General features: G+C 48.1%; 18 protein-coding genes and 1 pseudogene. 17 read left to right on the top strand and 2 right to left on the bottom strand.

Translation table 11 applies throughout. From position 1 onward, the window contains the following. The first annotated feature begins 52 nt into the window (after positions 1-52). The 3 genes from YC6258_RS10490 (at position 53) to YC6258_RS10480 (ending at position 3511) form a co-directional block, all read left to right on the top strand. Complete coding sequence (locus YC6258_RS10490; protein ID WP_044616947.1) at positions 53-982, top strand: universal stress protein; 930 nt, start codon at positions 53-55, stop codon at positions 980-982. 127 nt (positions 983-1109) lie between these two features. After that, positions 1110-2390: a 3-phosphoshikimate 1-carboxyvinyltransferase gene (gene aroA, locus YC6258_RS10485; protein ID WP_044616946.1), complete on the top strand. Its 1281-nt coding sequence runs from the start codon at positions 1110-1112 to the stop codon at positions 2388-2390. Between the two features lie 80 nt (positions 2391-2470). Continuing rightward, entirely contained in the window at positions 2471-3511 is a 1041-nt protein-coding gene (locus YC6258_RS10480; protein WP_044619943.1) for a GMP reductase, read from the top strand. Positions 3512-3558: 47 nt separating this feature from the next. Here the strand turns inward: YC6258_RS10480 and argC are convergent, their stop codons facing one another. After that, positions 3559-4506, bottom strand: coding sequence for an N-acetyl-gamma-glutamyl-phosphate reductase (gene argC, locus YC6258_RS10475; protein ID WP_044616945.1), 948 nt, complete (start codon positions 4504-4506; stop codon positions 3559-3561). 140 nt (positions 4507-4646) lie between these two features. On the opposite strand from argC, the gene YC6258_RS10470 reads away from it, so the two are divergent. Continuing rightward, complete coding sequence (locus YC6258_RS10470; protein WP_044616944.1) at positions 4647-5198, top strand: DJ-1 family glyoxalase III; 552 nt, start codon at positions 4647-4649, stop codon at positions 5196-5198. A gap of 79 nt (positions 5199-5277) precedes the next feature. Further along, positions 5278-5805 carry an inorganic diphosphatase gene (ppa, locus tag YC6258_RS10465; protein WP_044616943.1) on the top strand — a complete coding sequence of 176 codons (528 nt, stop codon included), beginning with the start codon at positions 5278-5280 and terminating at the stop codon, positions 5803-5805. Positions 5806-5867: 62 nt separating this feature from the next. Here the strand turns inward: ppa and YC6258_RS10460 are convergent, their stop codons facing one another. Beyond that, positions 5868-6899, bottom strand: coding sequence for a DUF2333 family protein (locus tag YC6258_RS10460; protein ID WP_044616942.1), 1032 nt, complete (start codon positions 6897-6899; stop codon positions 5868-5870). 402 nt (positions 6900-7301) lie between these two features. Between YC6258_RS10460 and aroQ the strand changes: the two genes are divergently transcribed. The 12 genes and pseudogenes from aroQ (at position 7302) to coq7 (ending at position 19629) form a co-directional block, all read left to right on the top strand. Continuing rightward, positions 7302-7745, top strand: coding sequence for a type II 3-dehydroquinate dehydratase (aroQ, locus tag YC6258_RS10455; RefSeq protein WP_044616941.1), 444 nt, complete (start codon positions 7302-7304; stop codon positions 7743-7745). Positions 7746-7948: 203 nt separating this feature from the next. Then, on the top strand, positions 7949-8413 hold the full coding sequence (accB, locus tag YC6258_RS10450; protein ID WP_044616940.1) for an acetyl-CoA carboxylase biotin carboxyl carrier protein: 465 nt from the start codon (positions 7949-7951) through the stop codon (positions 8411-8413). Positions 8414-8423: 10 nt separating this feature from the next. After that, complete coding sequence (accC, locus tag YC6258_RS10445) at positions 8424-9770, top strand: acetyl-CoA carboxylase biotin carboxylase subunit (protein WP_044616939.1); 1347 nt, start codon at positions 8424-8426, stop codon at positions 9768-9770. 57 nt (positions 9771-9827) lie between these two features. After that, positions 9828-10727 carry a 50S ribosomal protein L11 methyltransferase gene (gene prmA, locus YC6258_RS10440; protein WP_044616938.1) on the top strand — a complete coding sequence of 300 codons (900 nt, stop codon included), beginning with the start codon at positions 9828-9830 and terminating at the stop codon, positions 10725-10727. Positions 10728-10849: 122 nt separating this feature from the next. Then, positions 10850-10984 (top strand): annotated as a pseudogene (locus tag YC6258_RS31320) (MJ0042-type zinc finger domain-containing protein); the annotation flags it as partial. 195 nt (positions 10985-11179) lie between these two features. Continuing rightward, on the top strand, positions 11180-12205 hold the full coding sequence (locus YC6258_RS10435; protein ID WP_245627036.1) for a DUF3426 domain-containing protein: 1026 nt from the start codon (positions 11180-11182) through the stop codon (positions 12203-12205). An 88-nt stretch (positions 12206-12293) separates the two neighbouring features. Further along, the gene (gene dusB, locus YC6258_RS10430; RefSeq protein WP_044616936.1) at positions 12294-13313 is read left to right on the top strand and encodes a tRNA dihydrouridine synthase DusB; all 1020 of its coding nucleotides are present in this window, start codon (positions 12294-12296) and stop codon (positions 13311-13313) included. After that, entirely contained in the window at positions 13310-13603 is a 294-nt protein-coding gene (gene fis / locus YC6258_RS10425; protein ID WP_044616935.1) for a DNA-binding transcriptional regulator Fis, read from the top strand. The genes dusB and fis overlap by 4 nt, the downstream gene beginning before the upstream one ends. A gap of 95 nt (positions 13604-13698) precedes the next feature. Further along, positions 13699-15288, top strand: a complete 1590-nt coding sequence (gene purH / locus YC6258_RS10420; RefSeq protein WP_044616934.1) for a bifunctional phosphoribosylaminoimidazolecarboxamide formyltransferase/IMP cyclohydrolase — start codon at positions 13699-13701, stop codon at positions 15286-15288. Between the two features lie 15 nt (positions 15289-15303). Then, positions 15304-16587 (top strand): phosphoribosylamine--glycine ligase, encoded by a 1284-nt coding sequence (gene purD / locus YC6258_RS10415; protein WP_044616933.1) that lies wholly within the window; start codon positions 15304-15306, stop codon positions 16585-16587. A 103-nt stretch (positions 16588-16690) separates the two neighbouring features. After that, complete coding sequence (locus YC6258_RS10410) at positions 16691-18991, top strand: ATP-binding protein (RefSeq protein WP_044616932.1); 2301 nt, start codon at positions 16691-16693, stop codon at positions 18989-18991. Beyond that, positions 18988-19629, top strand: coding sequence for a 2-polyprenyl-3-methyl-6-methoxy-1,4-benzoquinone monooxygenase (gene coq7, locus YC6258_RS10405; RefSeq protein WP_044616931.1), 642 nt, complete (start codon positions 18988-18990; stop codon positions 19627-19629). The genes YC6258_RS10410 and coq7 overlap by 4 nt, the downstream gene beginning before the upstream one ends. Positions 19630-19637: the final 8 nt, after the last annotated feature.

Raw genomic sequence — 19637 nt, 5'->3', positions numbered from 1 at the left:
ACTCAAACACTTGGTGTTCTCAAAAACACAACAGCAACAGCGGGGTAGCACTATGTTCAGAATCAATAACGTGGTTGTACTGATTGATCCGGCAGAAGATAACCAGTCCGCTCTGAAAAAAGCTCAAATCATTACCACCACCGTAAATGGAAAGCTGACATTGTTTGCCAGTGGTTACAACAGCACCCTGGCGAACCACTCGAACGTTAATCCGGAAAATAGCGAAAAAGCCAAAGCCGCTTTCTTACAAAGAATTCGCGCCAATCTAGAAGAAAAAGCAGACACTATTCGTCAGGAAGGGCTGAGTATTGAATGTGTTGCGGTATGGGACAAGCATCCGAGCCAAGCCATCATCAAATACCTGGAAACCAATTCGGTCGATCTTGTGATCAAGAATACCCACCACCAAAACGTTATGCAGAGAACTTTTTTTTCTCACACTGACTGGGATCTTATTCGATACAGCCCTGCCCCGTTGTTACTGACCAAAAACCAGGCATGGAAAGGTCAACTGACAGTAACTGCAGCTGTGGATCCGGTTAATAATCACGACAAACCCAAGACATTGGATGCCGAAATCCTCAGTGCGGGTTTGTTTCTCAGCGAAAAACTCGATACCAAACTGCATATTCTGCATGTCTATGATCCAACTCCAATGCTGATATACCTGGACCAACCAGTTCTGGATACTTCAGATGTCAGCGAAGAAATCCGCAAGGAGCACTTATCAGCTCTGAACGAACTGGTCAGCCAGCACCCTATCGACCCCGATCATGTACACCTGGAATGCGGCAGCCCTACCACTGTCATTCCGGACCACCTGTACCAACACGATTCCAGTATTGTGGTTATGGGAGCCGTCAGCCGTCAGGGGCTGGACCGTCTACTGGTGGGGCATACCGCTGAGCGGATGCTAGACCGTATCTCGGCAGATATCCTGGTTGTAAAAATGCATGCGGAAGATACTGAAACTCCCAAGTAAGTCTATTGAATCGGCCTGATACACCGTCAGGCCGATTCAAAATTGCGTCATTTTTCCAATAAAACCAGACAGACAACAGCCATTGGTTTAAAATCCCCTCACCCATTTCCAACCAGATCAAATCATAATGGAGTCCTTAGTTTTACAACCTGTTCACCATGTTAATGGTGAAGTCATAATTCCCGGCTCAAAAAGCCTCTCTAATCGTATCCTGCTACTGGCAGCTCTGGCCAAAGGCACTACCACCATACGCAATCTGCTGGATAGCGATGACATTCGTCACATGCTTAATGCGTTGCGCTCGCTGGGTGTCAACTATGAGCTGAGCGATAACAAAACAACCTGTCACGTCACTGGTCTGGGCCATGCTTTTACCAGCACAGAACCGTTAAGCCTGTTCCTGGGCAATGCAGGTACTGCAATGCGACCATTGTGTGCCGCATTATGTCTTGGTCAGGGGGACTTTGAGCTGACCGGTGAACCACGCATGGAAGAACGCCCGATTGGTGACCTTGTCGATGCTCTCAGTGAAGCAGGCGCAAGGATTGAGTATTTAAAAAATCCGGGATTTCCACCAGTTCGGATACATGCCAATACCCTTAACGGTGGTAACATCAAAATAAAAGGCAATATCTCCAGCCAGTTTCTGACTGCGATGTTGATGGCCGCCCCCATGGCACAGAACAGCACTCATATCGAAGTCATCGGCGAACTGGTGAGTAAACCTTATATCGATATAACCTTGAAAGTCATGGAGCAATTCGGCGTTGTGGTACACAACCACAATTATCAGTCTTTCAGTATCGCAGGTGGACAAACCTATCGCTCGCCTGGAAGTATCATGGTGGAAGGAGATGCTTCATCCGCCAGCTATTTTCTTGCCGCCGCCGCCATTGCCGGTGGTTCAGTGAAGGTTCATGGTACCGGAACGGCGAGCGTTCAGGGCGATGCCCGATTTGCAGAAGTACTGGAACAGATGGGCGCCAAGGTGACCTGGAGTGAAGAATGGATTGAAGTGAGCCGTGGTGAACTCAATGGCGTTGATGTCGACCTCAATCATATTCCAGACGCAGCCATGACGATTGCCACCACAGCATTGTTTGCCAAAGGACCGACCACTATTCGCAACATTTATAATTGGCGGGTAAAAGAGACTGATCGGTTAGCAGCAATGGCAACAGAGCTCAGAAAAGTGGGGGCAGACGTTGAGGAAGGAGAAGACTACATCTCAATCAAGCCGCCATCTGAAATTAAGCCGGCGATCATTGATACCTATAATGATCACCGTATTGCCATGTGTTTTTCGCTGGTGGCATTCGGTAATGCAGCCATTACAATCAATGACCCAGGGTGTACATCAAAAACATTCCCTGGCTATTTTGATTTATTCAAAAGTATCTGTAGTTAAACCAACCAAACCGGCCGGCACCTTTGATCAATATGGTCACCGGCCAAAATTCCCAATGTGTCAGTCAGAGGTCTGTCATTATGCATGTCGAACAGGAACTCAAGCTTGGCTTTAAAGATGTCTTGATTCGTCCCAAACGCTCTACATTAAAAAGTCGTTCACAGGTGTCTCTTGAGCGGACATATACCTTCCGCAACAGTGAACAAATCTGGACTGGTGTTCCAGTCATTGCTGCCAATATGGATACCACCGGTACGTTTGAAGTATCTGAAGCCCTGCATAATCACCAGATGATCACTGCACTTCACAAACACTATACCCGGGAACAGCTAAAAGATTTTTTTGCCCGACAATCACCTAAATTCTTCGATCACATTGCTATCAGTACTGGTACTTCCGACAATGACCTGCAATTGATTCAGGCCTCGATCAGTGACAACCCTGCCATAAGATTTATCTGTATCGATGTGGCCAACGGCTATTCAGAACACTTTATAGACTTCGTCAAAAAAGTCAGATCATTGTTCGCAGATAAAATTATAATCGCCGGCAATGTAGTAACCGGTGATATCACCGAAGAGCTGTTATTAGCTGGTGCAGATATCATTAAAGTGGGAATTGGACCGGGCTCGGTCTGCACCACCCGCATTAAAACCGGTGTTGGTTATCCGCAATTGTCTGCTGTGATCGAATGTGCTGATGCCGCACATGGACTGGGAGGTCACATCATTTCTGATGGCGGTTGTTCGTGTCCGGGTGATATTGCCAAAGCGTTTGGCGCAGGCGCTGATTTTGTCATGATTGGTGGCATGTTTGCCGGTCACGATGAAAGCGGTGGAGAGCTGGTAGAAGAAAATGGCCAGCAATATAAACTGTTTTACGGTATGAGCTCTGATACCGCGATGACAAAGTATCATGGAGGCATCGCAGAATATCGTGCGTCTGAAGGTAAAACCGTCAGCGTACCCTATCGTGGCCCCATCGAACTGACATTACAGGACATTCTGGGAGGACTGCGCTCAACCTGTACCTATGTCGGTGCCAGCAAACTCAAAGAATTGAGCAAGCGGACCACATTTATCAGGGTTCAGGAGCAGGCCAACACAGTCTTTAATAAGTAATACAAGCAGGCAGCTCTGACTGAGCCAGAGCTGCCGAATCCGACATATCACTGTTTCAAACTTCTGTCTTCCTCAAATCCCAACATAATATTCATGCACTGGATCGCCGCACCTGAAGCCCCTTTACCAAGATTATCTAAGCGCGTGATCACAACAACTTGGTCATCATTACCCAACACGGCAATATCGGCACGATTGGTACCATTACATGCCTGCACATCAAAGAATCCAGGCTCCACACCAACACTGTCATCCTGCCCCAGCACACGGACAAACGACTGCTGGTCGTAATAACGACGGTACACTTCGCGAATATCCGCAATAGAATACTGACTGCTACACAGCACTTTATGCAAAGGCAGAGTGACCGCCAACCCCTGATAAAAATTGGACACAATAGGCAGGAATACCGGATTGGCCTGCAAGTCTGCATATCTGCGGATCTCTGGCAGATGTTTGTGCTGCAAACCCAAGGCATAGTGTCGCGGGCTTGTCAAAAAGTCATCTTCACTGTGCTCGTATTGTTCGATCATGTTTTTTCCACCACCGGAATAGCCGGTAATAGAATGCAGAGTTACCGGATAATCTCCCGCTATCACGCCTGCTTCTCTTAATGGTTTCAAGCTCAGAATACTGGCTGCGGCATGACACCCGGTAACAGCCACCCGCATTGAGTTCCGGATACGATCACGCTGAGCCTGATCATATTCAGGCAACCCGTAAACCCAACCGTCAGTCACCCGATGAGCCGTACTGGCATCAATGACCCGGGTATTCGGGTTGTCAATCAACGCAACAGACTCTCTGGCTGCCTCATCAGGTAAGCAAAGAAACACCAGATCAGCTTCGTTCAACAACCGCTTTCGCTCCTCAGGATCGCGTCGCTTGTCTGGATCAATGGTCAGTAACTCAAGATCAGAATACTGTGACAAACGTTCGTGTATCTGCAAACCGGTGGTACCGCTCTGGCCATCTACATATATTTTGTATGACATTCGTGCTTACCTTCTTCAGTGAAGCGAGTATTTTATCGACTCTGAGGTGAAATTCACCTACCTTGAAACGAAACTTGTATTTCTTCTAGTGACCACTAATAACAACATCATTGAACAGTTGTGACTAAAGGAGAATAAAAATGTCCAAGACTATCTTGATGCCTCTTGCCAATGGCTTTGAAGAACTGGAAGCCATTACCATTTCCGATCTATTGGTACGCGCCGGAGTCAAGGTTATAACCGCCGGCCTGGAAGAAGGACCCGTCAGAGCTTCCCGTGGAACCGTAGTTATTCCGACTACCACTCTCAAAGAGGTCATGCACCAAGTTTTCGACCTGATCGTATTGCCCGGTGGTCAGCCAGGCGCCGACAACCTGATGGCAGATGAGTGCGTAATCGATTTATTGCGCCAGCAACACGATCAGGGCAAGCTGATAGGCGCCATCTGTGCCGCACCAAAAGTACTGGTAGCAGCCGGTATTGCTGAACATCAAAACATTACCAGCTACCCCGGTGCAGTCAATCATCTCGATCTGACAAACGTTACGGTTGTGAATGAACCTGTCGTCTTCAGTCATAATATCGTTACGTCACGCGGGCCGGGTACGGCTATGAAGTTCGCCCTTACGTTGGTTGAGGCGCTACAGGGTGCAGAGGTCCGGGAGAAGGTTGAAACCGCACTGGAAGGCTAAAAGTAGGACTCTTCCGTTGCCATTGCCGATGTCCTCTCTATAATCGGCCACCACGAATTAACCAAACAGAGGATTTATAATGAGCTATAGCAGCATCCCGGCAGGCAAGGAACTTCCGAACGATTTTTATGCGGTAATCGAGATTCCTGCTAATCACGATCCCATCAAATATGAAATTGAAAAAGATTTTGATGCTGTATTTGTTGATCGTTTTATGGCAACTCCCATGTTCTATCCGGCCAACTACGGATTTATTCCCCAGACTCTGGCAGATGATGGAGACCCGCTGGATGTACTGGTCATCACTCCTTATCCCGTCATACCTGGCAGCGTTATTCGTTGTCGTCCGCTGGGAGTGTTATTGATGAGTGACGAAGCCGGTGGCGATGCCAAACTGGTTGCCGTGCCGCACTCGAAACTGACTACCATTTATGACCACATGAACGACATTGATGATGTGCCAGAGTTACTGAGAAATCAGATTCAGCACTTTTTCGAAAACTACAAAGACCTTGAGAAAGGCAAATGGGTAAAAGTGGATCGTTGGGACAACATCGACAAAGCCCGTGAAATGATCATGGCTGCTGCCGCCGCTTACAAAGGCTAAGCACAGTTATTTCCAGCCATCCCGGGGGCCTGAAAGCCCCCGAAAACTCAATCGTGATTTAGCTACCCGTTTTCCAGTAAACGACGAAGATCGATGATGGCGGCATTGGCCCGGGAAATATAGTTGGCCATTACCAATGAATGATTCGCCACCAGCCCAAAACCGGATCCATTCAAAATCATTGGTGCCCATATAGTCTCCTGCGTAGCTTCCAGCTCCCGGATGATCTGCTGCAAACTGACCAGCGCATTCTTTTTCTCCAGCACCGAAGCAAAATCCACCTCCACTGCTCTGAGAATTTCTGTTAAAGCCCAGGCAGTACCACGAGCCTCATAAAATACATCATCTATCTCAAACCATCCGGTCTTAATTAATTCCTGAGAAGCCGCTCCGGTAGACTGCTCGGCGGCAGCATCTCCGGCGAGATCGGTATTCATACGTACCTGACCAACACTGGCACTGAGACGCTGACTCAAGGATCCTAACCGGGTTTCTACATCTGTCAGCCAGTTTCGCAGATTATCTGCGCGAGCATAAAACTGGGCCTGAGAATTTGAGGGATCAGCAAGCCGGTCCATGTATGCCTCAAGGTAGTTAATACCCGAACGGTACTCTCCTTCAGTAGCGGGCAATATCCAGCTGTCACTTTGAAAGTTAAATGCAGGTTCAGCCTGTGCCAGATCCGGATCCTCCTTGGACTGGGATTGAGAACGGGCGATATCTTTGCGCAATGCACGCGACAAGTCCCGCACCTGTATCAATACTCCAAATTCCCAATTAGGCATGTTATCCAGCCAAACACCCGGGGGAGTTACATCGTTACTCAGATATCCACCCGGTTTGTCCAACAGGCTGGAAGCCAATCGATGCAAGGTTGCAACAGTAGTGTACCCAACGACAACATTCTGATTATGAGCCTGAGCATACTCCCTGGCATTATCCTTGACATCGAACAGATCCGGCGCATTAGACCAATACATACCCAGAACCAGGGCAATCAGAAGATACAATGCGATAACCGCAAGCACGGTTTTAACAATGCCATTTAAGGGCAACCTGGCCCACATGGCTGACAAACTCGCTTTAAAATTCATAATCCCTGCCTTATTAACAAAACTGAATGAAGCCCTTTCCTGTATTACCGACTTACAAAGACCATGCGCCAGCACAAACAAGTTACGGACCAGACCGCTTAATACACTAGATAGCGCCTGTTTGGACGAAGATCAACCGCGAAGGGTTCTACTATATACGACCAATCCTTCTTTGGAGCTCCTATCATACAGCCTGTTTCCATTAACAAGTAATCGATTCTGCATTCCATATTCCGGCAACAAATCTCATCCAGCCAACCAGTTAATTTTTCCAAAAATGTTGCGAACTTCGCTAAAACAACAGCAATTGCGTATTGATATCACCCTGGCTATAGACATTGCACTGTTAAAACACCAAACTAGCGTGCTGCAGCAAATATACACTTGAGAAACCGTCTTAAAATGGCAACAATTCTGATTGTAAACGGCCCCAACCTAAATCTGCTGGGTGTTAGGGAGCCGCATATCTATGGCACTGAAACACTTGAATCCATCTCTAACAACTGCAAAGAACTGGCAAAAACATTGGGTCATGAAATCGAATTTTTTCAGTCCAATGCCGAAGCGGAAATTATCGAGCGATTACACCAACATTTCTCTACCCCTGTGGACTACATCATCATCAATCCAGCCGCATTTACTCACAGCAGCGTGGCTATTCGAGATGCAATTTCTGCTACAAATGTGCCTTTTATTGAGGTTCATCTGTCTAACGTCCACCAACGTGAGCCGTTTAGACAACACTCATATTTTTCTGACCTTGCCACGGGTGTCATCTGTGGCCTTGGGTCACAAGGTTATCTGTTTGCCATTCGATATATTGATCAGGCACTGAAACAGAACTGACTGAGCACATAGTCATAACCAACTTTGTAATGTAGTGGAGCAGGAAGCAACCCACCAAAAACGAACATAAACAGGAAGGTCAGGGCGACTGTTTTAACCTCCCTTATTCCTTCCCGGTAGCGGTGAACAGAGGCGGATTCGCTGTAGCACCAATAATCAAAAATTCAACTACAAGCCATAATTTGTATGGGGACTTATTTACTATGGATATTAGAAAAGTAAAAAAACTTATCGAACTGTTGGAAGAATCAGGCATCGACGAGATCGAGATCTCTGAAGGAGAGGAGTCCATTCGCATCAGTAGAAGCTCCAAGCTGGCACAGGCTGCACCACAACAATACGTAATGCAGGCCCCAGCACCTGCTGCCCCAGCTCCTGTTGCTGCACCAGCGGCAAGCACGCCGGCCAGCGAGGCAAAATCAGAAGAGTTATCAGGTCACGTGGTGAAATCCCCAATGGTCGGAACATTCTACCGAGCCCCCTCCCCCAGCTCCCCTAACTTTATCGAAGTAGGTCAAACAGTCAAAAAAGGCGACACCATTTGTATTGTTGAAGCCATGAAGATGATGAACCAGATAGAGGCAGATAAGAGCGGAACGATTGAAGCCATACTGGTTGATAACGGAGAGCCGGTAGAGTTCGAACAAGCCCTTGTCACTATTGTCTGAGGGCACCCAAATGCTGGAAAAAGTACTGATAGCCAATCGCGGAGAAATCGCCCTGCGAATTCTTCGCGCCTGTAAAGAACTCGGCATTCGAACGGTTGCCGTACATTCAACAGCCGACCGCGACCTTAAGCACGTCAAACTGGCAGATGAGTCCGTTTGTATAGGCCCAGCTTCCTCAATGGAAAGCTACCTCAATATTCCCGCTATTATTGCTGCTGCCGAAGTCACCAATGCCAATGCGATTCATCCTGGCTATGGCTTCCTGGCAGAAAATGCCAACTTCTGTGAGCAAGTCGAGAAAAGCGGCTTTATCTTTATCGGACCAAGACCGGAAACCATCCGCCTGATGGGCGATAAAGTTTCCGCAATTGATGCCATGAAAGCAGCTGGTGTACCAACTGTTCCTGGTTCGGGTGGACCCTTGGGTGACAATGACGAGACCAATCTGCAGATTGCTGAGCGGATAGGCTATCCCGTGATTATCAAGGCTGCAGCCGGCGGCGGCGGTCGAGGTATGCGAGTGGTTCACAGAGAGAACCAGTTACTTGGCTCGATCAACGTTACCAAATCAGAAGCTCAAGCAGCTTTTGGTGATGGCACCGTATATATGGAAAAATTCCTGGAAAATCCTCGTCACGTTGAAATCCAGGTGCTGGCTGATGGCAAAGGCCATGCCATACATCTTGGTGATCGTGACTGTTCTCTACAACGCCGTCATCAGAAAGTACTTGAAGAGGCACCCGCACCGAACATTGACGAAAAGGCTCGTAAACAAGTTCAACAGGCCTGCGTTAACGCCTGTAAAGAAATAAACTATCGTGGTGCAGGTACATTTGAGTTTCTATACGAAGATGGTGGTTTCTACTTCATTGAAATGAATACCAGGGTTCAGGTTGAACATCCGGTATCTGAAATGATCACCGGTATTGATATCATCAAAGAACAGTTAAAGATTGCAGCCAACATCCCACTGGAACTTCAACAGGAAGATATCAGGTTTCATGGACACGCTTTCGAATGTCGAATCAATGCTGAAGACCCGGTGACCTTCATGCCATGTCCAGGCGAAATCAAGCACTTTCATCCGCCTGGAGGTCTTGGCGTCAGATGGGATTCCCATCTGTATGCAGGTTATCGAATCCCTCCTTTCTATGACTCCATGATTGGAAAGTTGATAACCTTCGCTGATACCCGCGAAACCGCCCTTGAAAGGATGCGTGTGGCTCTGGACGAACTGGTTATTGAAGGCATCAGAACCAATGCTCCACTACAAATGAGGTTGGTACGCGACCCTGAATTTAAAAAGGGTGGTGTCAACATTCATTATCTCGAACACAAACTTGCCTCCGAGCAATAACCAATATGTGGCCGATCCAACTGTGATCGGCCACTCTGACTGGGAACCGCAGTAAGAATGCCCTGGCTACAAATCAAATTTTTTACATCTCCTGAGCAGGCTGCCGAGATTGAAGACCTGCTACTGGAGTCCGGCTGTGCATCCGTCACGCTATTGGATGCTGCCGACACCCCCGTATACGAACCCGAAAAGGGCTCTACGCCATTATGGCAGCATACAATCGTTATGGGGTTATATGAGGACAATGTGGTCGAGCAGGAGATTGTCGATCATGTACGCAATCATTTGGTTTTGGCGGACAACCAAACCTTCCCACAGTACAAGAGCGAAATCCTGGAAGACAAGGAATGGGAACGTGCGTGGATGGACCACTTCCACCCAATTCAGTTCGGCAAGCGTTTATGGGTGTGCCCCAGCTGGAGAGAAGTTCCTGACCCAACAGCAACCAACCTGATGCTGGATCCGGGACTGGCGTTCGGAACAGGGACCCACCAAACCACAGCATTATGCCTCGAATGGCTGGAGAGCCTTGACTTAACCGATCTGGATATCATTGATTATGGATGCGGATCCGGCATTCTGGGCATAGCAGGATTACTTCTCGGTGCACGCCACATGATCGGGGTAGACAATGATTCGCAGGCATTGATTGCCACCCGAGATAATGCAAGACGCAATCATATTGAAGACAGCAGAGTTGAAATTTATCTGCCCGATGACTTTCCTCCTCAACAGGCAGATGTCGTCGTTGCCAACATACTCGCCGGCCCTCTGATAACACTGGCACCCGTGATAGCCGACTGTGTTAAGCCTGGAGGACTAATTGCCATGTCAGGACTGTTTGAGCGTCACGTGGATAGCATCATGCTCAGCTATGCCCCCTGGATTGAGTTTTCTCCCTACGCAACTAAGGAAGGATGGGTCAGACTCAACGGTGTACGACGTATTACTGAATAAAACAGTTACTATAAATACCAATATTGCCAAAACGTGGTTTTTATATCGTCTTACAATTAGAATTAGCATTAAGTTCTCAACGTTACTTATTCATGTAAATATGAATATCGAGGCATAATTGAATGACGGGGTGGGTTTACTCAAACATGGCTGAATCATATATAACACAATGTCCACACTGTGGAACAACGTTTAAGGTGACGGATCAGCACCTTGAAGCAGCCAATGGTTCAGTTCGTTGCGGTGCCTGTCTTCGCGTATTCAGCGCTAAAAATCATTTAATTTCCGAATCTGTCAAAAAATCTGTCAATGCTACCGACCTGAGAAGACCATCCGGCAGTAGCGACACACCTGATATCCCCGAAAATAAAATTGTGCGCCCGTCGTTCAAAACCGCCTCAACCCATCAGGCCTCTCAATTTGAAGAAGATGACGATTCTGACTTTTTATTCGTGGATGATGCTCATGGCCCCCTTGATGAAGATGACGACGACATCATTTTCGAAGATGATCCCGAAAGTGATCAACTGGATGAATTAAGTAGTACAAAAGCTGATGATGGATTGGGCGAGTTGAGTGATGAGTTTCGCAACATTAGCGCTGACAGTGGTTTTAATCATCCAAGACCTGAGCCCAAAGAAACCGAAACGACCAGCGATGACGAAGCCTGGGCCATGAAAATGCTTGAGGAAATGGAGCAAGGCCCGGAAAAGAATGACTTGAACGATATTTCGGCCGACAGCCTGTCTATGATGGATGAGCCAGGCAAAAGCAAAGCGCCCGTCAAAAAGAAAAAGCCTCTCACCCAACCGAAAGCACCTGAGCCCAAAGAACCAAAATTCAGTGCAATTGATGAAGAAGAGGACTTTTTAACTGCTGACTTTGGCAAAAACAATCAAATCTCAGCCAAACCTGCAAACAGCCAATCCAAACTGGTCGAACACATTGACACGGATCCCCTCGACCTGGACTTTACAGAATCTTCCGGCCATGCCCGTAAAATTCTGTACGCAGTGCTATCTATCCTTTTGATAATGGTGGGAATCGGTCAATTTGCCTGGATGAAGTTTGATAGCTGGGCCAAAACGGACCAATGGCGACCATATTACGCCAAGGCATGTGACATCATCGGGTGCCAACTTCCGCCTCAAACAGATATACAGAAAATCAAAACCGGCAATATTATTGTTCGTAAGCACCCTAAAAATCCTAACGGTCTTATTGTTGATGCCATCCTTGTCAATCAGGCCCCATTTCAACAAAGATACCCGGATATTATCCTTTCTTTTACGGACCTTAATGGCAAACTGGTTGCCGATGCAGCATTTACTCCCGCGCAATACCTGAGCGGAGAGGCAGCCGGGGCTCAGATGATGCCCAGCGATACACCAATCCATATCGCTCTGGCTATCTCAAATCCAGGAGAAGCTGCGACTAATTACACAATCAGTTTTAGGGAATCACAGGCTAAAAATTAACCTGAACTCTTTCCCCTGTTGAAACATCCCAGTATTATGTCGCCCCCGTTTTCACTGGATACCATCCGCTAGCAGGAACGGGCTTTTCATGCTTTTTCATTTTTTATATAGGTACCTTGTGTTCCAGCTTGGGCAGTTTACATTCAACCAACCATTGTTACTGGCACCAATGGCCGGAGTCACAGACCTGCCATTCAGAAAACTGTGCCTTGAGCTCGGAGCCGACATAGCCGTTGGTGAGATGGTCACTTCAGATACCCGGTTATGGAAAACCAGAAAAAGTGCTCAGCGACTTCAGCATGACCGGGAAGTCATGCCCAGAATTATTCAGATTGCAGGCGGTGACCCTAACTCTCTTGCAGAAGCAGCTCGTCAAAACCAGCAAATGGGAGCCCAGGTCATAGACATCAACATGGGCTGTCCGGCCAAGAAAGTGTGTAAGAAAGAGGCTGGTTCTGCGCTGATGCGCGATGAAAAGCTGGTGAACGATATCCTTCAGGCTGTCACCGAATCAGTATCTGTACCAGTGACGCTCAAGATTCGTACCGGATGGTCCAATGACCATAAAAACGCCGAAAACATAGCATCTATAGCGGAAAAAAACGGCATATCGATGCTGACGGTACATGGCAGAACCCGAGAGGACAAATTTAAGGGCAGCGCGGAATACAGCACGATCGCCAGAGTCAAACAGGCCGTGAGCATTCCCGTCATTGCCAACGGAGACATTGATTCAGGCACCAAAGCACTGGAAGTACTGGAGCTGACCCAATGTGATGGGTTGATGATCGGCCGGGCCGCACAAGGCAATCCATGGATCTTTCAGGAAATTCAGTATGCCTTGAAAGGACAGCAGGACTTTAAGTTGCCAGATCACAAAACCCGTTGCGCTACAATGAAAGGCCATTTGAATGCCCTGTATTCATTTTACGGCGACTACATGGGCTCAAGGATCGCCCGAAAGCATGTTGGCTGGTATCTGAATAAACTGCCCCAGGGCAAAGAATTCATTCGGAAATTCAATAGAATCGACCAGATTGAGCACCAGCTCCACTTTTTAGATTCATTTTTTCAATATTTGGAAATGGCAAAGGAAATAGCAGCATGAGCATCGATACCCTGGAAAATAGCAGTCAGAGCCATGAGCCTGCCTCTTTAAAAAGCACTCAGCATCCGACCCTCAGAGACAGCGTGGAAAAAGCTATGGAAAACTATTTCTCGCAACTGGGCGGTGAAGACGTCAAAGACGTTTATCACATGGTACTGTCTGAAGTAGAGGCGCCCTTGCTCGAAGCAGTTATGGCATTCACCAGAAATAATCAAACCCACGCTTCAGAGGTACTCGGATTAAACCGTGGTACTCTGAGGAAAAAACTGAAACAGTATGGCCTGTTATAAAAAGCCAGCGAATCACTAAAGGCGACCCTCGTGTCGCCTTTTTGTATTTATGTAACCCTAAAATTTGACCAATTGGTAAGGAGCTGTCCCAATCCATGTCCCAGGATCTGCAACCCATCAAAAGAGCCCTGATCAGCGTATCAGATAAAACCGGAATCGTTGATTTTGCCCGAGATCTGACGGAACTCGGTGTCGAGATACTCTCTACTGGAGGTACGTTCCGGTTACTACAGGAAAACCACATCAATGTGATCGAAGTATCCGACTACACAGGTTTTCCAGAAATGATGGATGGCCGGGTCAAAACCCTGCACCCCAAAATTCATGGCGGCATACTCGGGCGCAGAGACCAGGATCAGGACATCATGAGCGCCCACGATATTGGTCAAATTGACCTGGTCGTCGTCAACCTGTATCCATTTAAAGAAACAGTTGCCAAACCAGACTGTGATCTGGCAACCGCAATTGAAAACATCGACATCGGTGGCCCGACCATGGTTCGCTCTGCAGCCAAAAACCATCGCTGGGTATCGATTGTGGTTAATAACAGTGATTACGAAACAGTTATTGCGGAACTCAAACAACAGGGCGGTACCACTCTGAAAACCCGTTTCGATCTGGCATTAAAGGCCTTTGAACATACGGCCGCCTATGATGGCATGATTGCCAATTACCTGGGCACGATTAACCTGACCTCCGAAACCCTGAGCACCGACGCCAGAGAGACCTTCCCACGGACCTTCAATGCGCAGTTTATAAAAACCCAGACCATGCGCTACGGTGAAAACCCCCACCAGAAGGCAGCCTTTTATATTGACCCCAACGCGACTGAAGCCAGTGTGTCCAGTGCCAGACAATTACAGGGTAAAGAACTTTCGTTTAACAACATTGCCGACACAGACGCTGCATTGGAAACCGTCAAGTCATTTGAGACACCAGCCTGCGTTATCGTCAAGCATGCCAATCCATGCGGTGTTGCGGTCGCAGAAAATCTCCTGGAAGCTTATAACAAAGCTTTCAAAACTGACCCGACTTCTGCATTTGGTGGAATTATTGCCTTTAATAGAGAACTGGATGGCAAAACCGCCGCCACCATCGCTGAACGTCAGTTTGTTGAGGTCGTGATTGCACCCAAAATCAGTGCCGAGGCACTGGCGGCGTTTGCGCCCAAGAAAAATGTCAGAGTGCTTGAATGTGGCTTTTGGAACGCACCGGACCAGGGCTTTGATTATAAAAAAGTCAATGGGGGATTGCTGCTGCAGGATCGGGATATGGGCATTGTCACCGAACAAGACCTGAAAGTTGTTACTCAGCGCCACCCTGACAGTACCGAACTGGCAGATTTACTGTTTGCCTGGAAAGTCTGCAAATTCGTTAAATCCAACGCGATTGTCTACGCCAAAAACGGCATGACGGTCGGAGTGGGCGCAGGGCAAATGAGCCGAGTTTACAGCGCTAAAATCGCCTGTATTAAAGCCCAGGATGAGAACCTGCAGATTCAGGGATCGGTATTGGCCTCCGATGCCTTCTTCCCCTTCCGGGATGGTCTCGATCAGGCGGCAGAAGCAGGTGTCACAGCAGTGATTCAACCGGGCGGCTCAATGCGGGACGATGAAGTCATCGCCGCTGCAAATGAACACGGCATCGCCATGGTATTGACCGGCATGCGACATTTCCGTCATTAAAAGTCTGAGGACAGCATGAACATACTCATCATCGGCTCAGGTGGCCGGGAACACGCACTGGCCTGGAAAGCAGGACAGTCAGCTAAAGTGGATACCGTTTTTGTAGCACCAGGCAACGCAGGTACAGCAGCGGAACCCAACATGATAAACCTGCCTATAGACGTGTTGGACTTCGATGGCCTTGTCAATGCAGCCAGGGAGAACAATATTGACCTGACCATCGTTGGTCCGGAAGTCCCTCTGGTCGCCGGCATTGTCGATCATTTTCGTACGGCAGGGCTGAAATGTTTCGGTCCAACCCGGGCGGCGGCTCAACTTGAAGGGTCAAAAGCATTTACCAAGGACTTTCTGGCCCGCCATCATATTCCAACGGCCTTTTATTCGGTCTTTACCGAAATCCCCGCTGCCATTGACTTTATTCGCGCCAAAGGCGCTCCAATCGTCGTTAAAGCCGACGGTCTGGCAGCCGGAAAGGGGGTTATTCTGGCCCAAACGGAAGCCGAGGCGATTGCCGCAGTGGAAGACATGCTGGCAGGCAACAAATTTGGCGATGCCGGTGCCAGAGTTGTCATCGAGCAGTTTCTGACCGGTGAAGAAGCGAGCTTTATCGTTATGGTCGATGGAGAAAACACTCTGCCAATGGCATCCTCGCAGGACCATAAAGCCCGTGATAATGAAGATAAAGGCCCGAATACCGGAGGAATGGGCGCTTATAGTCCAGCACCGGTAGTCACTCCGGAAATTCATGAGCGCATCATGCAGGAAGTGATTGTGCCTACCGTCAAAGGCATGAAAGCGGAAGGCAATGAATTCAGCGGCTTCCTGTATGCAGGCATCATGGTCGCTGAAGACGGTACACCAAATGTACTGGAGTTCAATGTCCGCCTTGGTGACCCGGAAACCCAGCCCATTATGATGCGCTTGAAAAGTGACCTGGTGGAACTCTGCGAAGCCTGCCTCGAACGAAAGCTGGATAAAACTCAAGCAGACTGGGATGACCGAGCAGCACTGGGAGTGGTATTGGCTGCCGGTGGTTATCCGGACAGTTACGAAAAAGGCCTTGGCATTACCGGCATTCCGTCTGCCACACCGATCAGTAAGGTCTTTCACGCCGGCACCAGTCTGAATGAACAGAATCAGCTGGTCACCAACGGTGGTCGGGTACTCTGCGCAGTCGGTCTGGGAGAGTCAGTGGCCGAAGCACAGAAAGTGGCCTATGAAAGCGTACACTCCATCCAATGGAAGGATGTTTTCTATCGGACAGACATCGGCTATCGGGCAATTCAACGCAATTCCTAGGACATAGTTTCACAGACCCTGTAAATTCATTCATCCCGGCATAGATTTCCTTGTATTGCCTTAGGTTATAATCCGGGATGAATCATTAACCTGTGGAAGATTCATGTCTTCAGCGAAACAATTAATATTTTTTGTCCTGGTTCTGTTTAACAGTCATTACTTATTGAGTGCCCAACTCAAAATCAGCCACGAAACTGAGGCCCAAGATGTCACTGCGATCATGGACTATATCCAGGACAAAAATGGATTTCTGTCTTTTCGGCAGATCATTGGCGATCAATATTACGAATTCACCCCGACTCACAGCGACCTGATCTCCTCAAATACCCAAATGGCCGCTATCTGGCTGCGGTTAAGCTACGAAAATGATACCGGTATTAATCAACACAGAATTCTGGTAACAGATACACATGCTGCAGCCCGAGTGGACCAGTTTGACCGCAACAGCGGACCACTGCCAATACAATCAACCGGTGCCTCAGTGAAGTATTCTGATCGACCCATTGTCGGCACCATATACGCGCTGCCGGTCGTTTTCCCGCCGGGAGAAGGCGAGCTGTTCTTCAGAGTCTCTAACCTTGATCCCATGAACCTCGATTTGAGTGTAATGGGAGAACATGAATACCAGCAGCTCTCCAGACGTGTTGATCTGATGACCAATGTTCTACTGGTCATACTGTTTGTATTCAGTCTGGTCATACTGTTACTGCCAAGCACTAAAGATCGTGGAATACAACTACTGGTCATGGCCTACGGAATCTGCCTGACCATATTTCACCTGGGCTGGTCGGGCTACTTCGCAATCTGGATTAACTATCCGCTGATCGATCCATTGATCAAAAACAGTTTCGCGGCTATTGCCACTGCTCTGTATGTACTGCTGGTTTACCGACTGGGATTACCGGACTGGTCCGTGCGTGCAGGCAAAATCTGGTCATCGATGGCCGTGGGGGCCGGGGTCATCGCCATCTACTCCCTCTACCCTCTCAGTTTCAGCTTTCTGTACGTAACACTGGTGTTACTCGGCTGTTGTCTGATCATTGCCAATATCATGCTGATGCGCATTGCCGGTGGAGAAAATAAAGCCTTTCTGGTTGCCGCTGCGGCAAACCTGATACTGGTTGCGATCATCATTGCTTCAGTAATGGGGTTAACCGGATCCATTTCCACCACTTTCTGGTCAACCAAGATATTCAGTCTGTTAAACCTGATGGCTCTGGTGTATGGCCTGACTCAACTGCCAGCCTCAAAACACCATCGTGAATTACATACCTCTCCAACCCCCTTTACCGGTACTGCATACTGGCAGTTACTGCAAAAAATCAATCATGATCTCAGAACCCCCATAAACGGGGTAATGGGCATGTCTGAACTACTGAGCGAAACCTCACTATCTGCCAACCAGCTGGATTTTCTAAGCACCATTCAGAACTCCGGCCAGGATCTTCTGGCAACCGCCAATGAAATTAAGGCTCTCAGCCGCATACTGAGCAATCAATTGATACTGGATCGCCAGACCATTGATCTTCAGGACTTTCTGCACGAAATAACCGTCATTCAAGCGAGAATGGCAAGCATAAAGGGTGTGGAATTGATCACTGACATTCATCCGTCAGTTCCCAATCACCTGGAAGGAGACCCCAGCCTGCTTGAACAAGTGATGCGCACCATTATTGATAATGCCGTAAAACATACGGATAAAGGTGAGGTGCTGGTGCAGGTCAGTCGCAGTCAACAGGACGAAATTCGTTTTCGGATCACCGATACCGGTATCGGTATTCCCCGTGAACGCTGTGAAAGGTTGTTCGAATTCGACAGCGACCCGGAAAACAAGACCATTAACATCAGTCTGCCGATCTGTTCCCGCATCATCAAAGCAATGGGCGGCCAGCTGGGGGTCAGCAGTGAAAAAAATCTCGGTACCACCTTCTGGTTTACGATTCGAATGCCCTCGGTACACATCGCTGATAACAGCATGCCTATCCAACAAAGCCTGCATGGTTTAAGGATGCTTATCGTGGATGACAACATGACCTGTCGAAAGGTTATAGAACATCAGGCAACCTCCTGGGGAATCCGAGTGGATGCCGTGGCTACCGCTCAGGAAGCGCTGGCTCAACTGCACACGCAATACCATCTTCACAACGGCTATAATTTTGTCATTCTTGATCATCAAATGCCCAAGATGACCGGAACTCAGCTGGCACAACGTATTCAAAGTGATCATCAGATACGTAAAGACATGACTATCATCATGATGACCGGAATGGATATCCGCGAGGACGATCCTGTCCTGAAAGAGTCCGGAATTCAATTCCTGCTGACTAAACCAGTTACTCAAAAGCAGTTTCAGCAAGTACTGTTTAATGCTTTATCCAATCACAGTCTGGAGCAAACATTATGATGCGGCGTCATACCCCTATCGATAAAGCGATCGCCAGTTTTGATAAGGCCCTCAAAACACTGGTACCTTTTTCCAATCAAAGTCATCAACCCAATCCCGCCGACCGTTGTAGCAGTGAGGAGATCAGCCCCGAACAGAGCAAACATATTGCCGGTCTAATGCGTATCAACCATACCGGGGAAGTATGTGCCCAGGCGCTTTACCAAGGCCAGGCGGCTACCGCACGGCTAAAAGATGTTCGTGCCACCATGGAACAGGCTGCCGATGAGGAAATCGATCACCTGGTATGGTGTGAAGAAAGGCTTAAACAACTGAATGCCAAAACCAGCCTGTTAAACCCTGCTTTTTATGGCCTGTCTTTTACCATCGGTGCTGTTGCCGGGCTCATAGGAGATAAATACAGTCTTGGTTTTGTTGCCGCAACGGAAGAACAAGTCTGCAAGCACCTGCAAAGTCATCTCCAACAAATTCCGGAATCTGACCAAAAAAGCCGGGCCATCTTGTTACAAATGCTGGAAGACGAAGAGAAACATGCGACGGTCGCACTTCAATCCGGTGGCGTGGACTATCCTGTACAAGTCAAACAATGCATGAGTCTGATCGCCAGGGTCATGACCAAAACCACTTATCGGATTTAAGGAGGCTG

The organism is Gynuella sunshinyii YC6258, from assembly GCF_000940805.1.
Taxonomy (GTDB): domain Bacteria; phylum Pseudomonadota; class Gammaproteobacteria; order Pseudomonadales; family Natronospirillaceae; genus Gynuella; species Gynuella sunshinyii.
This window is presented reverse-complemented; position numbering and strand designations above follow the sequence as displayed.

Excerpts from the sequence above, each read along its gene's own strand:
- YC6258_RS10490 (WP_044616947.1), top strand. The coding sequence starts at position 53 with ATGTTCAGAATCAATAACGTGGTTGTACTGATTGATCCGGCAGAAGAT.
- aroA (WP_044616946.1), top strand. The coding sequence starts at position 1,110 with ATGGAGTCCTTAGTTTTACAACCTGTTCACCATGTTAATGGTGAAGTC.
- YC6258_RS10480 (WP_044619943.1), top strand. The coding sequence starts at position 2,471 with ATGCATGTCGAACAGGAACTCAAGCTTGGCTTTAAAGATGTCTTGATT.
- argC (WP_044616945.1), bottom strand. The coding sequence starts at position 4,506 with ATGTCATACAAAATATATGTAGATGGCCAGAGCGGTACCACCGGTTTG.
- YC6258_RS10470 (WP_044616944.1), top strand. The coding sequence starts at position 4,647 with ATGTCCAAGACTATCTTGATGCCTCTTGCCAATGGCTTTGAAGAACTG.
- ppa (WP_044616943.1), top strand. The coding sequence starts at position 5,278 with ATGAGCTATAGCAGCATCCCGGCAGGCAAGGAACTTCCGAACGATTTT.
- YC6258_RS10460 (WP_044616942.1), bottom strand. The coding sequence starts at position 6,899 with ATGAATTTTAAAGCGAGTTTGTCAGCCATGTGGGCCAGGTTGCCCTTA.
- aroQ (WP_044616941.1), top strand. The coding sequence starts at position 7,302 with ATGGCAACAATTCTGATTGTAAACGGCCCCAACCTAAATCTGCTGGGT.
- accB (WP_044616940.1), top strand. The coding sequence starts at position 7,949 with ATGGATATTAGAAAAGTAAAAAAACTTATCGAACTGTTGGAAGAATCA.
- accC (WP_044616939.1), top strand. The coding sequence starts at position 8,424 with ATGCTGGAAAAAGTACTGATAGCCAATCGCGGAGAAATCGCCCTGCGA.
- prmA (WP_044616938.1), top strand. The coding sequence starts at position 9,828 with ATGCCCTGGCTACAAATCAAATTTTTTACATCTCCTGAGCAGGCTGCC.
- dusB (WP_044616936.1), top strand. The coding sequence starts at position 12,294 with ATGCTTTTTCATTTTTTATATAGGTACCTTGTGTTCCAGCTTGGGCAG.
- fis (WP_044616935.1), top strand. The coding sequence starts at position 13,310 with ATGAGCATCGATACCCTGGAAAATAGCAGTCAGAGCCATGAGCCTGCC.
- purH (WP_044616934.1), top strand. The coding sequence starts at position 13,699 with ATGTCCCAGGATCTGCAACCCATCAAAAGAGCCCTGATCAGCGTATCA.
- purD (WP_044616933.1), top strand. The coding sequence starts at position 15,304 with ATGAACATACTCATCATCGGCTCAGGTGGCCGGGAACACGCACTGGCC.
- YC6258_RS10410 (WP_044616932.1), top strand. The coding sequence starts at position 16,691 with ATGTCTTCAGCGAAACAATTAATATTTTTTGTCCTGGTTCTGTTTAAC.
- coq7 (WP_044616931.1), top strand. The coding sequence starts at position 18,988 with ATGATGCGGCGTCATACCCCTATCGATAAAGCGATCGCCAGTTTTGAT.